Origin of the sequence: Halorubrum salsamenti (assembly GCF_007671685.1) — an archaeon.
Classification (GTDB): Archaea; Halobacteriota; Halobacteria; order Halobacteriales; family Haloferacaceae; genus Halorubrum; species Halorubrum salsamenti.
Genome location: NZ_VCNL01000006.1, coordinates 38,893 through 51,240, shown reverse-complemented (window position 1 = coordinate 51,240; position 12,348 = coordinate 38,893). Strand labels below are relative to the sequence as shown.

Below are 12,348 nucleotides of genomic sequence, written 5' to 3'. Positions count from 1 at the left end.
GGGGTTCCGTCCTCAGGTCAGTTGGATGTCGTCGATGTCGTAGTGCCGCTTCGCCAACGTCCGCGCCGTCTCGATGTTGGTCCCGTCTGCGCCGATGGCGACGCCCCGGTCCGGCTCCGGCACCTCGACGTACGCCACGCGGTCGTTTTGCTCGGAGATCGTCACGGCGTTGACCGCCGCGGGCGAGAGCGCGCTCGCGACGAACGCCTCCGCCGTGTCCGCGTCCTCCACTAAGTCGACTGACTTGCCGAGCCGCCGTTCCGCCTCTTCGACGGTCTCGCCGGCCTGTCCGATCGCGGCGGCCATCTCGCCGGCCGGCACGAGGAACACGAGCCGGTCGCCCTCCACGAGGCAGTCCTTCGGCGCGACCCCGGTCAGCTCGTCGAAGCGACCGATGTAGCGCCGCGCCTCGTCGGAGAGCTCGACGTACATCAGTCGTCGCCCACGACGCGCGACCCCATCCGGAGGTCGACGTCGCCGGTACCGAGCGAGATCGGCTTGCCGGCGATGACGTTCTCGATGACGCCGTCGAGCTCGTCGTACTCGCCGTGGATCGCGGCGTCGAGCAGGTGGTTGACCGTCACCTCGAACGCCGCGCGCGCGAGCACGGAGTCCTTCGAACCCGAGATGCCGTGACGACCGATCGAATCGATCTCGCCGTTGTTCGTCATGATGTCGGCCACTAACATTAGGTGGCGGACGTTCACGTCGTCGAGCCCCTGCTCTTCGAGCGTGTTCTTCGTCTCGTCGATGATCGTCTCGCGGGCCGCCTCGACCCCGAGGTTGCGATAGATCTCGTGGATGTTGTTACACGTCGTGCGCGAGGCGTCGACGCCCTCGATGTCGAGGGTGTCGCCGAACGCCGACCCCTCGGTGTAGAGGACGAACTCCTCGTCTCCGTCGATCTCCTCTTTCCGGATGACGACGCGTTCGATCTCCTCGATCCCCTTGAACACGATCTCTCGGAGCCGCTCGACGAGCTGGAGTAGCTCGCGGTAGCTCGGCTCGTTGGGGCCGAACTCCACGACGGTCCCCGACTGTCGGGTGTCGACGCCGAGCGAATCTTCGATCGTCTCGGCGATGATCGCGGCGACTTCGGACGGGTCCGTGTGGGTCGGCCACCGCTCGAGGAGGGTGTCGTCGTTCAGGTCGATCCGCACCAGCATGTCAGCGACGTTCGTCGACACGTCGCCGAGCGCGAGGATTCGCGTCGCCTCGATGGACCAGACGACCTCGTGGGCCTTCTCGCGGTCCGTGGCGTACTCGCCGTCGAGGTGGACCGTCATCATCGGCGTGTCCGGCGTCTTCCGGGCGTCCACCAACTCGATGAGCCGGGGGAGCCCCTGCGTGACGTCGATCTCCGCGACGCCGGCGTAGTGGAACGTGTTCATCGTCATCTGCGTCCCGGGCTCGCCGATCGACTGCGCGGAGACGGTGCCGACGGGGTCCAACGGATCGACCCGCGTCTCGATGTACCGGTTCTCGACGCCGGTCGCGATGTCGGTGGCCTGCTCGACGGTGACTTCGCCCGTCTCCTCGGCCTTTCGATCGATCGCCTCGTACACCTCGTCTTTGAGGCGAGTGGGCAGCTCCGTGGCCTCCACGACCGCCTCGATGTCGTCGGTGACGTAGCCGTACTCAGTCATCCGACTCCACCCCCGAGGCCTTGTTCAGGCCCGGCCCCGAATGCTCAGAGAGATTCGTCGGCGGCGCGCGCTCGCCGAGGAACCGATCCTTCTCGTCGCTGGACTCGAACTCGGCGTCGACGACGCGGTCGACGATGTCGTCGACGTCGATTCCGTCTCCCTCGCCGGACGAGACCTTCACCGGCGAAGTGCCGTCCTCGCCGAACTCGAACTGGACGATCCGGCCCGAGGTGTCCCGGACCGTGCCGTCGTACTGCGCCTCCAACTCGGAGAGCGCGTTGATGAGCCGGCGCTGGAGGTAGCCGGACTTGGAGGTCCGGACCGCCGTGTCGACCAGCCCCTCGCGGCCGCCCATCGCGTGGAAGAAGAACTCCTCGGGCGTGAGCCCGCCGCGGTAGGAGTTCTCCACGAAGCCGTGCGCTTCCGACGAGAGGTCGTTCTCCTTGTAGTGGGAGAGCGTCCGGTCCTCGTAGCCGCGGTTGATCCGCTCGCCGCGAACCGCCTGCTGACCGACGGAGCCGGCCATCTGCGTGAGGTTCAGCATCGACCCACGCGCGCCGGATCGAGCCATCACGACCGCCGGGTTGTCGTCGCCGAAGTGCTGGTCGGCGATCTCACCGGCCGAGTCGCGCGCCTTTCCGAGCGTCTGCATGATCTTCATCTCCAGCGTCTCGTCGACGCCGCGGCCCGGGAGCGACTCCAGCTCGCCGGCCTCGTACGTCTCGATCAGCTCCTGGACGCGGTCGTAGGCGCTCTCGATGGCGTCGTCGACCTGTTCTTCGGCCTCCGGCGGGATCGACTCGTCGTCGATCCCGATCGAGAACCCGAAGTGCATGATCGCGCGCATCGCCAGCGAGGCGATCTCGTTGATGAACACGCGCGAGCGCGTCTCGCCGTACTCCTTGGTGAGGGTGTCGACGACCTCGCCGCCGAACGCGCCGACGGCGTCCTCGTCGATCGTCCCCTCGACCAGCTGGCCGTTCTCGATGAGCACGTCGTCGCCCGTCGAGGAGGTGAAGTCCAGCGAGAGATCGTCGGGGAGCAGCTCCGAGAACAGCGTCCGGCCGGTCCAGTACTCGCGCCCCTCGTCGTCGACGCCGTCCGCCTCTGGCAGCTCGTCGACGCGGGTCGCGCGCAGCAGGTCCAGCGCCTGCGTCTCGGTGAACTCGGGGTTCGAGTGCGTGAGCAGATAGGTCCCCGAGATGTGGTCCTGAATGGCGCCGATGATGTTCCCGCCGAACCGCGGCGAGAGGATCTGCTCTTGGACGCGCATGAGGACGCGCGCCTCGGCGCGGGCCTCCTCGTTCTGGAGCGCGTGCATGTTCATCTCGTCGCCGTCGAAGTCGGCGTTGTACGGCGGACAGACGACGGTGTTGAGACGGAACGTCTTGTACGGCATCACCACGACCTCGTGGGCCATGATGGACATCCGGTGCAGCGAGGGCTGCCGGTTGAAGATCACGATGTCGCCGTCGACGAGGTGTCGGTTGACCTCCCAGTCGGCCTCGACCTTCTCGGCGAGCTCCTCGCAGTTCTTCTCGGTCACCTTCAGTCGGCGACCGTCGGGGCGACGCACGTAGTTGGCGCCGGGGTGGGCCTCGGGGCCGTTCCGGACGTACTGACGCGCCTCGTCGACGTTGCGCTCGGTGACGTTGAGCGTCTGGGTCATCTCCATGGCGACCCGGTCCGGGACGCCGACCTCGTTCAGGGAGAGGGTCGGGTCCGGCGAGATGACGGTCCGGGCGGAGAAGTTGACGCGTTTCCCGGACAGCGAGCCGCGGAAGCGGCCCTCCTTGCCCTTCAGCCGCTGACTGAGGGTCTTAAGGGGGCGGCCGGAGCGGTGTCGCGCCGGCGGTGTCCCGCTGATCTCGTTGTCGACGAACGTGGTGACGTGGTACTGGAGCAGCTCCCAGAGGTCCTCGATGATCAGCTGCGGGGCGCCCGCCTCGCGGTTCTCCATGAACCGCTGATTGATCCGGATGATGTCGACCAGCTTGTGCGTGAGGTCGTCCTCGGAGCGCTGGCCGTTGTCGAGCGTGATGGAGGGACGCGTGGTGACCGGCGGGACGGGGAGGACCGTCAGGATCATCCACTCCGGTCGGGAGTGCTCGGAGTCGATGCCGAGCACCTCGAGGTCCTCGTCCGGGATGTCCTCGAACCAGTCGCGGATGTCCGAGGGCATCAGCTTGTTCATGTCCTCCTCGGTGAGGTCGACGTCGAGCGCCGTCTCGATGGCGCGGCGGTCCTCCTTGCGCGGGCGGAACTCGCCGGCCATGATCTCGTTGACCCGGTCGAGGGCGATGTCCGTCTTCTCGGCGAGCTCCTGCGGCGAGGTGCCCGGGTCGTCCTCCTCCTCGTCGGGCTGCATCGCGGCCGCGATGCGCTCGGAGTAGTCGCCCGAGAGCACGTCCTGGACCTCGTAGTAAGTGGTCGGCTTCTCGTGTTTGATGTCCGCCTGCGGCTCGCCGCAGAACGGGCACGTCGACGCCTTCCGGGCCTGCCGGACGGCGGCCTTCAACACGTCGTGCTCGTCGTCGCCGAGCTCCTTCGCCCGCTCGTAGCGGTCGCGGAACTCGTCGCGCTGCGCTTCATCGAGGGCGAGCCGGCCACACTCTCGACACGTCGAGCGGAGCAGCCGCCGGATGAGCTTCGTGAAGCCCACGTGGATGACGGGGGCGGCCAGCTCGATGTGGCCGAAGTGGCCGTTACAGGAGCCGGAGTGGGAGCCGCAGGTCCGGCACTCGAGGCCGGGGTCGATGACGCCGAGCCGCGGGTCCATCAGACCCATGTCGATCGGGTAGCCGTCGTCGTCGTACGTGTCGGCCGTGATCACCTTCGTCGCCGACATGTCCCGGTACGTCTCCGGGTCCATGAGGCCGAAGTCGATGCCGCCGAGCACTTTCGGTGTTTGCATTGACATTTAAATTGCGTCCTCCAGTTCGAGTTTCGGTCGGATGCCGAGAGCGATCATCTCGTCGAGCAGGAGCTTGAACGCGTAGCTCACCTCGAGCTCGTGGATGTCGTCCTCGTCGCCCGTGACCGGGTCGTACACTCGGCGCTGTTCGCGGTCCTCAACGGCGACGAGCCCGGTCTCCGCGGAGACGTGCACCGTCTCGGCGTCCGAGGACTCCAGCAGCCGCTCGTTGAGCACCATCGACGCGCCGTGGCCGATGATCGTGTCGCGCTCCATCTCCCCGACGCGCAGGCCGCCCTCGCGGGCGCGCCCCTCGGTCGGCTGGCGCGTGAGCACCTGCACCGGACCGCGAGAGCGGGCGTGGAGCTTGTTCGACACCATGTGGTACAGCTTGTGGTAGAAGATCGTCCCGACGAAGATCTCCGCCTCGATCTTCTCGCCGGTGACGCCGGAGTACATGACCTCCTTGCCGGAGGACTTGAAGCCGTGTTCCTCCAGCCCGCCGCGGAGCTCCTCCTCGTCTTCGCCCTGGAACGGCGTGCCGTCGACCCGCGAGCCGCGCAGCGAGCCGACCTTCCCGCCGAGCATCTCCAGCACGTGGCCGACCGTCATCCGGGACGGCAGCGCGTGCGGGTTCATCACGAGGTCGGGGACGACCCCCTCCTCGGTGAACGGCATGTCCTCCTGGGGCGCGAGGTGGCCCACGACGCCCTTCTGACCGTGTCGGGACGCGAACTTGTCGCCCAGCTCGGGGACGCGCTGGTCGCGAACCTTCACCTTCGAGAGCTTGGAGCCGTCCTCGCCCTCCATCAGCGTCACCGTGTCGACCACGCCGGATTCGCCCGAGCGCATCGTCACGCTCGTCTCGCGGCGCTTCTGCGGGGAGAGCCCGCCCATGTCGTCGGGCTCCTCGAGGAAGCGCGGCGGGCTGGTCTTGCCGAGCAGGACCGAGGACTCGTCCACCTTCGTCTCGGGGTTGACGAGGCCGTCCTCGTCGAGGTGGGTGTACGCGTCCTCGCCGCGCGCGCCGCGCACGTCCTGATCGGGGATCTCGAAGCGGTCTTCCTGACCGCCGGGGTAGCGACGCTCCTCGCCCTCGTAGGTCCGGAAGAAGTGCGAGCGGGTGAGCGCGCGGTCGACGGAGCCCTGGTTCATCACCAGCGCGTCCTCGATGTTGAACCCCTCGTAGGACATCACGGCGACGACGAAGTTCTGCGCCGCCGGCCGCTTGTCGAAGCTGATCTGGTCGGACGTCTGCGTCTTCACCATCGCCAGCTGCGGGTAGTGCAGCAGGTGCTGACGCGTGTCCGGCCGGATCCGGTAGTTGGCGGATGGGAGTCCGAGCGACTGCTTCATCATCCCCGCGCCCATCGTGATCCGAGGGCTCGCGTTGTGCTCGGGGTACGGGATCATCCCCGCACCGATACCGAACACGAGCTGCGGGTCGATCTCGAGGTGCGTGTGGTCCTCGGTCACGTCCTCCTCGTCGACGGCGACGAGGATGTCCTCTTCCTCCTCGGCGTCGATGAACTCGACGTAGCCGCGCTCGACGAGGTCCTCGAACTCGACCTCGCCGCGTTCGACGGCCTCGACCTCCTCGTCGCCCAGCAGGGGCTCGCCGTTCTCGACGACGATCAGCGGGCGACGGGCGCGCCCCGCGTCCGCGTTGACGATCACTTCCTGGGTTCGGTCTTTGACCGAGACGTTCACCATCTCCGAGACGTCGCCGCGTCGGCGGGCCTCGCGGATCTGTTCGGCGAGGGCCTCGGGGTCCGGGTGGGTCCCGACGAGGCTCCCGTTGACGTACACCTTCGCTTCGCGTTCTGCCTGAGCCATGTTAGTCGTCCGCCGTCTGTCGTTCGACGCCCTCGATGCCGGGGATCCCCTCGACACCCATCGACGCCAGTTCTCGTTTCAGCCCCTGTTCGTCGTCTACGGTCTGTGAGAGCTCCATCGCCTGCGCGAAGTTCTTCACGAGTCCGCAGTTCGGCCCCTCCGGCGTCTCGGAGGGGCAGATGCGACCCCACTGGGTCGCGTGGAGGTCTCGCGCCTTGAAGTGCGGCTGCGAGCGCGACAGCGGCGAGCGCAGGCGCCGGAGGTGCGAGAGCACGCCCATGTAGTCGGTCCGGTCGACGAGCTGGGAGACGCCCGAGCGGCCGCCCACCCAGTTCCCCGTCGCGATCGGGTGTTCGAGCCGCTCGGTCAGCACGTCGGAGCGGACGACCGTGTTGACGGTGAGTTCGCGGTTCCGCATGTTCGCGCGCTCGAGCTGGTACTTCACGTCGCGCGCCAGCTTGTTCAGCGCGGTCCGGAACAGGTCGCGCATCAGGTCGCCGGAGACCTTCAGGCGCTTGTTCGCGTAGTGGTCCTTGTCGTCGGCCTCGCGGCGTTCCAGGGCGAGCTCGAAGCACGCCTCGGCCATCCGGCAGAGGTAGTACGCCTTGTTGATCCGAACGTCTTCCTCCTCGACGCCCTCCTCGTGGAGGTGCGGGAGGAGGTAGCGGTCGATGACGTAGTTCGCCCGCTTGAGCTGGTAGTTCTTCCCCTGGCCGGAGGCGACGCGCTCGCCGAGGGTCTCGATCGCCTCCTCGGTCGTCTGCACGTCGGCCTCCTCCAAGTTCTCCAGCATGAACTTCACGATCTCGGGGTCGTCCGAGACGCGGTGGACGATCTCCTCGTCCGACTCGAGTCCGAGCGCGCGAACGAGGGTCACGAAGTCGATCGAGCCCGAGACGGACGGGAACGACACTTCGAGCAGCCCCTCGCGGTTGCGCTCGCAGAGCACCAGCGCGCGGTACCCGCGGCGCTGGGAGAACGTCTTCGCGACCTGGATCTCGTCGCCGTACTTCGAGTCGTACTCGGCGAGAATCTTGTTCGGCGCGAGGTCCTCCGAGGTCATCAGCACGCGCTCGGAGCCGTTGACGATGAAGTACCCGCCGGGGTCGACCGGGTCCTCGCCGATGTCGATGAGCTCCTCGTCGGAGAAGCCGGCCATGTTACACTTGTCCGAGCCGACCATGATCGGCATCCGGCCGACCTTGGTCTCGGTCGTGTCGACGACCTGCTCGGGCTCGTCCTCGCCGCCGCGCACGATGGACATCTCCATGAACACGGGCGCCGAGTAGGTGATGTTTCGGAGCCGAGCCTCCTGGGGGTACAGCAGTTCCTCGGAACCGTCGGCCTCGCGGACGCGCGGGGTGACCATCCGCACGTCGCCGAGTTCGACGTAGACGGGCTCTTGGCCCTCCTTGTCGCCGATGTCGGTCTCGATCGTCTCCTTCTCGTCGACGACCTCCTGCATGCCGCGGTCCAGGAAGTTGTTGAACGATCGGAAGTGGTGTTCGGCGAGCCGTTCGTCCGAGAAATACTCGCGTGACACCACGCGTCGGTCTTGCCTGTTCATGAGACGACTAATCGGTACACGACCGCTTCCTCGGTCGTGCGGGAGTTTCGAACGATCTTCACCACGTCGCCGACATCTGCCTCGTCGGGGAGCGCGGGATCAGTGCGTTTGATCTTCGGTAGGTTCGTTCGTTTCACGTCGTACTCTGCCAGAACCTCGTCGACCTCTTCGGGTTCGAGGAGAACGTGGTCCGGGACGAGTTCGTGTTGGCTTACGTCTACCATGGGTGGTGGTTATTGAGAGAAGCTATCACGAGATACTACAGATCGCTATATGCGCCAACGTCATAAGGCTTGTTAAGCGGCTCCGCCACGCACGGCTCACGGCGACGGGGGCGTGCGATACTCCTACTCATGCGTGTATCACACAAAAGGGTACCGCCGCGATCGATCGCGCCCCCGACCCGTCTGATCGACTGCTCACGTCTGAAATCGCGGTGCCGCGCCGGCCTCGTCGGGGATCGCGTCCCCTCCGCGCCGACGCCCTCCCTCCCTGTCACCAGTCACCACCGTCGTCGGGGATGACAAGCCTTATTTGCCAGACAGGGGTACGAATGACTGCGACAAGCCCGGATGGTGTAGTGGCCCATCATACGACCCTGTCACGGTCGTGACGCGGGTTCAAATCCCGCTCCGGGCGTCCCCACGCTTCGGGGTCTGTCGCTGTTTGCCCGGATGGTGTAGTGGCCCATCATACGACCCTGTCACGGTCGTGACGCGGGTTCAAATCCCGCTCCGGGCGTATTCTGTCGACGCCGACTACGAGGAGGAGCGGAGCGAGCCTTCCCGGCGCTGACGGGCTCTCCTAAAAGTCACCTCCGAAGACGACCGAACGCGACCGTCCGCCGTTACAGGTCGATCAGCGACCGCAGATCGGCCACCAGTGTCTCCGTCTTCCCGTCGGGGCCGTCGTCGTCACCGACGGGCGTGCGCCCGTCGAACGTTTCGTGGACCATCGAGACGCCTTCGGCCAGCGTGTCGAGGCCGTAGCCGCCTTCGAGGACGTAGGCGTTCGCGGCCCCGATCTCGTCGGTGACCGTGCGGATCCGGTCGGTCATCAGCGCGTACCCCTCCGAGGAGACGCGCATCCGCGAGATGGGGTCGTGTCGGTGGGCGTCGAACCCGGCCGAGACGATCACGAGGTCGGGGTCGAACCGTTCGAGCGCCGGGGCGACCGCCTCGTCGATGGCGTAGAGGTAGTCGGCGTCGCCCGCGCCGGCCGAGAGCGGGAGGTTCACCGTCGTCCCCTCTCCCTCGTCGCGGCCGGTCTCGTCGAGCGCGCCGGTGTCCGGGTAGAGCCCTTCCTCGTGGATCGACGCGTAGAGCACGTCTCCGCGGTCGTAGAACACGTCTTGCGTCCCGTTCCCGTGGTGCACGTCCCAGTCGAAGATCGCGACCCGATCGGCGTCCCCGTCGTCGAGGACCGTCTGGGCTGCAACGGCGGCGTTGTTGAAGAAGCAGAACCCCATGGCGTCGTCGGTGACCGCGTGGTGGCCCGGCGGCCGTCCGAGCGCGAAGGGAGTGTCTCGGCCGTCGGCGCCGTTGAGCGCGGATCGGGCCGCCCACTGCGAGAGGCCGGCCGAGGCGAGCGCGGCGTCCCACGTCCCCTCGCTCGCCACGGTGTCGGGGTCCCAGCTCCCCCCGCCGTCGGCGACGAACGCCTCCAGCTCGTCGACGTACTCCGCGCTGTGAACCGCGGCGACCTCCTCGCGTGTCGCGGGGTCCGCCTCCGCGTACTCAACTCCGTGTCGCTTCGCCAGTCCGCGACGGATCGCGCGCAGCCGGTCCGGGTTTTCCGGATGTCGTTCGCCGGTGTCGTGTTCGAGACACCGCTCGTTGTAGCCGAAGCGCATCTACTCGAACAACGCGAAATACGTCTCGATGTCCTCGGCCTGTACGGTCCGTCTGTCGGCGTGCCGCGCAAGCGTCGCGGCCGCGCTCGCGACGTTGTCGGCGTAGTCCTCCAAGATATCGGCCAACGCGATGCGCGCGTCGACGCCGACTCGGTATCGGTCGTCGATCCGGAGCCGCGCGATCCGGTCGATGGGCGCGACGGGCAGGGTGAGGTCCTCGCGGCTGATCACCTGCTCGACGCCGAAATCGGACGCCATCAGCGTCTTCCGTCCGTCCTCGGTTGCCCGTTCGGCCGCGTCGATCGCCAGCTCGGCACCGTGCGCTTGGATACGGCGAGCCAACTCCTCGGCGGCGTCCGCGCTCACGCGGAGGTCCCCGGCGTTCCGCCGGATGATCCCGTCGACCGGCGCGAACGGCAACTCGACACTCATACACACAGTCGCGTCCGTGTACCGTAAAACGTTTCCGTTACCCACTCTCCGCCGCCGAGCGACTGCGTCGTCGCTACTCGCGCCGTCGCTCCCGTCGTCCCCACCGGATCAGAACACGTCGTCGGCGTCGATCGTCCCGTCGCGTTCCGTCCCGCGGACCGTAACCTCCTCGCCCAGCCGGAGGCTCGTGTCGGTTTCGACGCTTTTCGTCCGCTGGCCGTCGTCCAACACGACGGGGTCGCCGGTCTGGACGACCGTCCCGGTGAACTCGACGTCCTCGGCCGACCGCTCCGCCGTTGCGGCCGCGGTGCCGCCGGATCCAGCGCTCCCACCGTCGCCTCCGCTGCTTCCCCCCCTGTTCCCGTCGTCTCCTGCGGTCTCGCCGGCGACGGCCTCGGCGGCCGCCTTCTGGCCGTCCTCGCCGAAAGCGCCGAGCCCGGTGTCGCCCGCCCCCCGCTCGTCGCCGTCGGCGGCACTGGTACCGGATCCGGACGCGCCGTCCGCGGCGCCGCCCGCCGCATCGCTCCCCTCGTCGAGGACGGTGACCGTCGAGCGCCAGTTCGCGGAGGCCTCGAGATCGTCCTGCCAGCCGTCCTGTATCTCCACGTCGGTGAAGACGACGCGGTCCGCCAGTTCGATCTCGCGGTCGGCCTTGTCGCCCCACAGCGCGACGCGGATCTCGCCGGTGTCGTCCTTGATGCGGACGTTCCGGACCTGCCCCTCGGAGCCGTCGTCGCGGTCGAACGTGCGCTTCGGGTCGGTCTCGATGACGCCCCCGCCGATGTCGACGGTCTCGTCGATCGCTACGTCCGCGATGTTCGTGGTCTCCGGGACGTACTCCACGTCTTCGTCGACGCGCTCGACAGTCCCGCGGTCGCCGACGTGAAGCTCCAAGTCACCGTCGCGCTCGCGGACGTAGCCGTCGCCGATCTCGACGATCTCCCCGGCCTCGAACTCCTCGGTGAGGTCGGCCTTGTCGTCCCACAGCGTCACGCGCACGCGACCCGTCTCGTCGCCGACGGTGAGGTTGGCGACCCGACCCTCGGAGCCGTCGTCGCGGTCGAACGTGCGGATCGAGTCCGTGTCGAGTACCTGCCCGACGAGGTCCACGTCGGAGGCGCCGAGCGAGAGGTCCTCCACCCGGTAGGTGTCGAGCACCTGCACGTCGACCTCGGCGTCCTCGTCCGGCTCGACCTTGTCGGCGCTCACTTCGAGCCCGCTGTATCCCTCCTTCGGACGGCCCATGACGCGCAGCACCTGTCCGACCTCCAACTGCTCTTCGGCCGCGGCGGCCATGTCGTCCCACAGCGCGACCCGCACGGAACCGGAGGCGTCAGCGACGTCGACGTTGCAGACGCGGCCCTCCTCGGCGTCCTCGTCATCCCGCTCGAACGTGCGGATGTCGCCGATGGAGGTCACTTTTCCGAGGAACTTCACGTCGTTCATGCCGGGCTCAATGTCGGCGATCGTGTCGGCCTCCTCGTCGCGCAGCTCGTGTGCGATGAGCATCGCCGCGGTCTCCTCGTCGGCGAGCCCGCCCATCTGCTCGACCTTGTCCTCGACGGCCGCCTCGAACTCCTCGAACTCGACGTCGGTGTCGAGATCCTCGTAGACGTCCTCTATCACTCCCATACGCGTACCACCTCGGTTGTCGAGTCCGCGGATAAGCGTTGTCCTTGCGGGGGTCTCGCGGCCGAATCGGGGCGCTCGTTCCGCGGGCGCTGCGGCGTCGCCGTCGCGGGTCGGGACTTCGTCATACCCGTCCATCGGTCCCGTCGGTACAAAAGGTGTGCAATCCGGAGCGACGCAGATGGCTCACCTCGCTCCGCCGGTTCCACTCTGACCTCTCCCCGGTACGTACCCTCCGGTGACCGGTCGCGACCGCCCCTCGATCGCGCCGTGTGCGACCGTTCGCCACGCGCCTCACGGACCGTAACCGTCTTAAGTACTAGCGCGGTACATTGATTTGAGTCCTGGTAGGGTAGTGGACTATCCTCTTGGCTTGCGGAGCCAGGGACCGGAGTTCAAATCTCCGTCAGGACGCTCACTTTGCGGCTGTCTCACTTCGTTCGACAGCCGCGGCGTTCGGTCCTGACGCGCC

General features: G+C 67.3%; 9 protein-coding genes and 3 tRNA genes. 3 read left to right on the top strand and 9 right to left on the bottom strand.

Translation table 11 applies throughout. The features are described from left to right. Window positions 1-12 precede the first annotated feature (12 nt). The 6 genes from FGL94_RS15105 to FGL94_RS15080 are packed head-to-tail and all read right to left on the bottom strand — an operon-like array spanning window position 13 to window position 8,187. Entirely contained in the window at window positions 13-432 is a 420-nt protein-coding gene (locus FGL94_RS15105; RefSeq protein WP_144927134.1) for a NusA-like transcription termination signal-binding factor, read from the bottom strand. Beyond that, window positions 432-1,646, bottom strand: a complete 1,215-nt coding sequence (rpoA2, locus tag FGL94_RS15100; protein WP_144927131.1) for a DNA-directed RNA polymerase subunit A'' — start codon at window positions 1,644-1,646, stop codon at window positions 432-434. Before rpoA2 ends, FGL94_RS15105 begins: the two co-directional genes overlap by 1 nt. Then, window positions 1,639-4,560: a DNA-directed RNA polymerase subunit A' gene (locus FGL94_RS15095; RefSeq protein ID WP_144927128.1), complete on the bottom strand. Its 2,922-nt coding sequence runs from the start codon at window positions 4,558-4,560 to the stop codon at window positions 1,639-1,641. The genes rpoA2 and FGL94_RS15095 overlap by 8 nt, the downstream gene beginning before the upstream one ends. A gap of 6 nt (window positions 4,561-4,566) precedes the next feature. Further along, window positions 4,567-6,396 carry a DNA-directed RNA polymerase subunit B gene (rpoB, locus tag FGL94_RS15090; RefSeq protein ID WP_008848690.1) on the bottom strand — a complete coding sequence of 610 codons (1,830 nt, stop codon included), beginning with the start codon at window positions 6,394-6,396 and terminating at the stop codon, window positions 4,567-4,569. A gap of 1 nt (window position 6,397) precedes the next feature. After that, window positions 6,398-7,963 (bottom strand): DNA-directed RNA polymerase subunit B'', encoded by a 1,566-nt coding sequence (locus FGL94_RS15085; protein ID WP_144927125.1) that lies wholly within the window; start codon window positions 7,961-7,963, stop codon window positions 6,398-6,400. Then, the gene (locus FGL94_RS15080) at window positions 7,960-8,187 is read right to left on the bottom strand and encodes a DNA-directed RNA polymerase subunit H (RefSeq protein WP_144927122.1); all 228 of its coding nucleotides are present in this window, start codon (window positions 8,185-8,187) and stop codon (window positions 7,960-7,962) included. Before FGL94_RS15080 ends, FGL94_RS15085 begins: the two co-directional genes overlap by 4 nt. 342 nt (window positions 8,188-8,529) lie before the next feature. Here FGL94_RS15080 and FGL94_RS15075 point away from each other — a divergent pair. Both FGL94_RS15075 and FGL94_RS15070 read left to right on the top strand, forming a co-directional pair. Next, window positions 8,530-8,602, top strand: a tRNA-Asp gene (locus FGL94_RS15075). A 29-nt stretch (window positions 8,603-8,631) separates the two neighbouring features. Then, window positions 8,632-8,704 (top strand) — tRNA-Asp (locus FGL94_RS15070). Between the two features lie 106 nt (window positions 8,705-8,810). On the opposite strand, the gene FGL94_RS15065 is transcribed toward FGL94_RS15070, so the two are convergent. The 3 genes from FGL94_RS15065 to FGL94_RS15055 all read right to left on the bottom strand — a co-directional run bounded on the left by FGL94_RS15065 (window position 8,811) and on the right by FGL94_RS15055 (window position 11,879). Next, a complete protein-coding gene (locus FGL94_RS15065) occupies window positions 8,811-9,815 on the bottom strand; it encodes a histone deacetylase family protein (protein ID WP_144927119.1) in 1,005 nt (334 codons plus the stop codon). Next, complete coding sequence (locus FGL94_RS15060; RefSeq protein WP_095635603.1) at window positions 9,816-10,247, bottom strand: histone; 432 nt, start codon at window positions 10,245-10,247, stop codon at window positions 9,816-9,818. A gap of 108 nt (window positions 10,248-10,355) precedes the next feature. After that, window positions 10,356-11,879 carry a single-stranded DNA binding protein gene (locus FGL94_RS15055; RefSeq protein ID WP_144927116.1) on the bottom strand — a complete coding sequence of 508 codons (1,524 nt, stop codon included), beginning with the start codon at window positions 11,877-11,879 and terminating at the stop codon, window positions 10,356-10,358. A gap of 338 nt (window positions 11,880-12,217) precedes the next feature. Between FGL94_RS15055 and FGL94_RS15050 the strand changes: the two genes are divergently transcribed. Next, window positions 12,218-12,290: transfer RNA gene (locus FGL94_RS15050), tRNA-Arg, on the top strand. Window positions 12,291-12,348 lie beyond the last annotated feature (58 nt).

What these genes read in the sequence shown, in the direction of transcription:
- rpoB (WP_008848690.1), bottom strand. Translation starts at nt 6,396, where the DNA reads ATGGCTCAGGCAGAACGCGAAGCGAAGGTGTACGTCAACGGGAGCCTC.
- rpoA2 (WP_144927131.1), bottom strand. Translation starts at nt 1,646, where the DNA reads ATGACTGAGTACGGCTACGTCACCGACGACATCGAGGCGGTCGTGGAG.
- FGL94_RS15060 (WP_095635603.1), bottom strand. Translation starts at nt 10,247, where the DNA reads ATGAGTGTCGAGTTGCCGTTCGCGCCGGTCGACGGGATCATCCGGCGG.
- FGL94_RS15085 (WP_144927125.1), bottom strand. Translation starts at nt 7,963, where the DNA reads ATGAACAGGCAAGACCGACGCGTGGTGTCACGCGAGTATTTCTCGGAC.
- FGL94_RS15065 (WP_144927119.1), bottom strand. Translation starts at nt 9,815, where the DNA reads ATGCGCTTCGGCTACAACGAGCGGTGTCTCGAACACGACACCGGCGAA.
- FGL94_RS15080 (WP_144927122.1), bottom strand. Translation starts at nt 8,187, where the DNA reads ATGGTAGACGTAAGCCAACACGAACTCGTCCCGGACCACGTTCTCCTC.
- FGL94_RS15095 (WP_144927128.1), bottom strand. Translation starts at nt 4,560, where the DNA reads ATGCAAACACCGAAAGTGCTCGGCGGCATCGACTTCGGCCTCATGGAC.
- FGL94_RS15105 (WP_144927134.1), bottom strand. Translation starts at nt 432, where the DNA reads ATGTACGTCGAGCTCTCCGACGAGGCGCGGCGCTACATCGGTCGCTTC.
- FGL94_RS15055 (WP_144927116.1), bottom strand. Translation starts at nt 11,879, where the DNA reads ATGGGAGTGATAGAGGACGTCTACGAGGATCTCGACACCGACGTCGAG.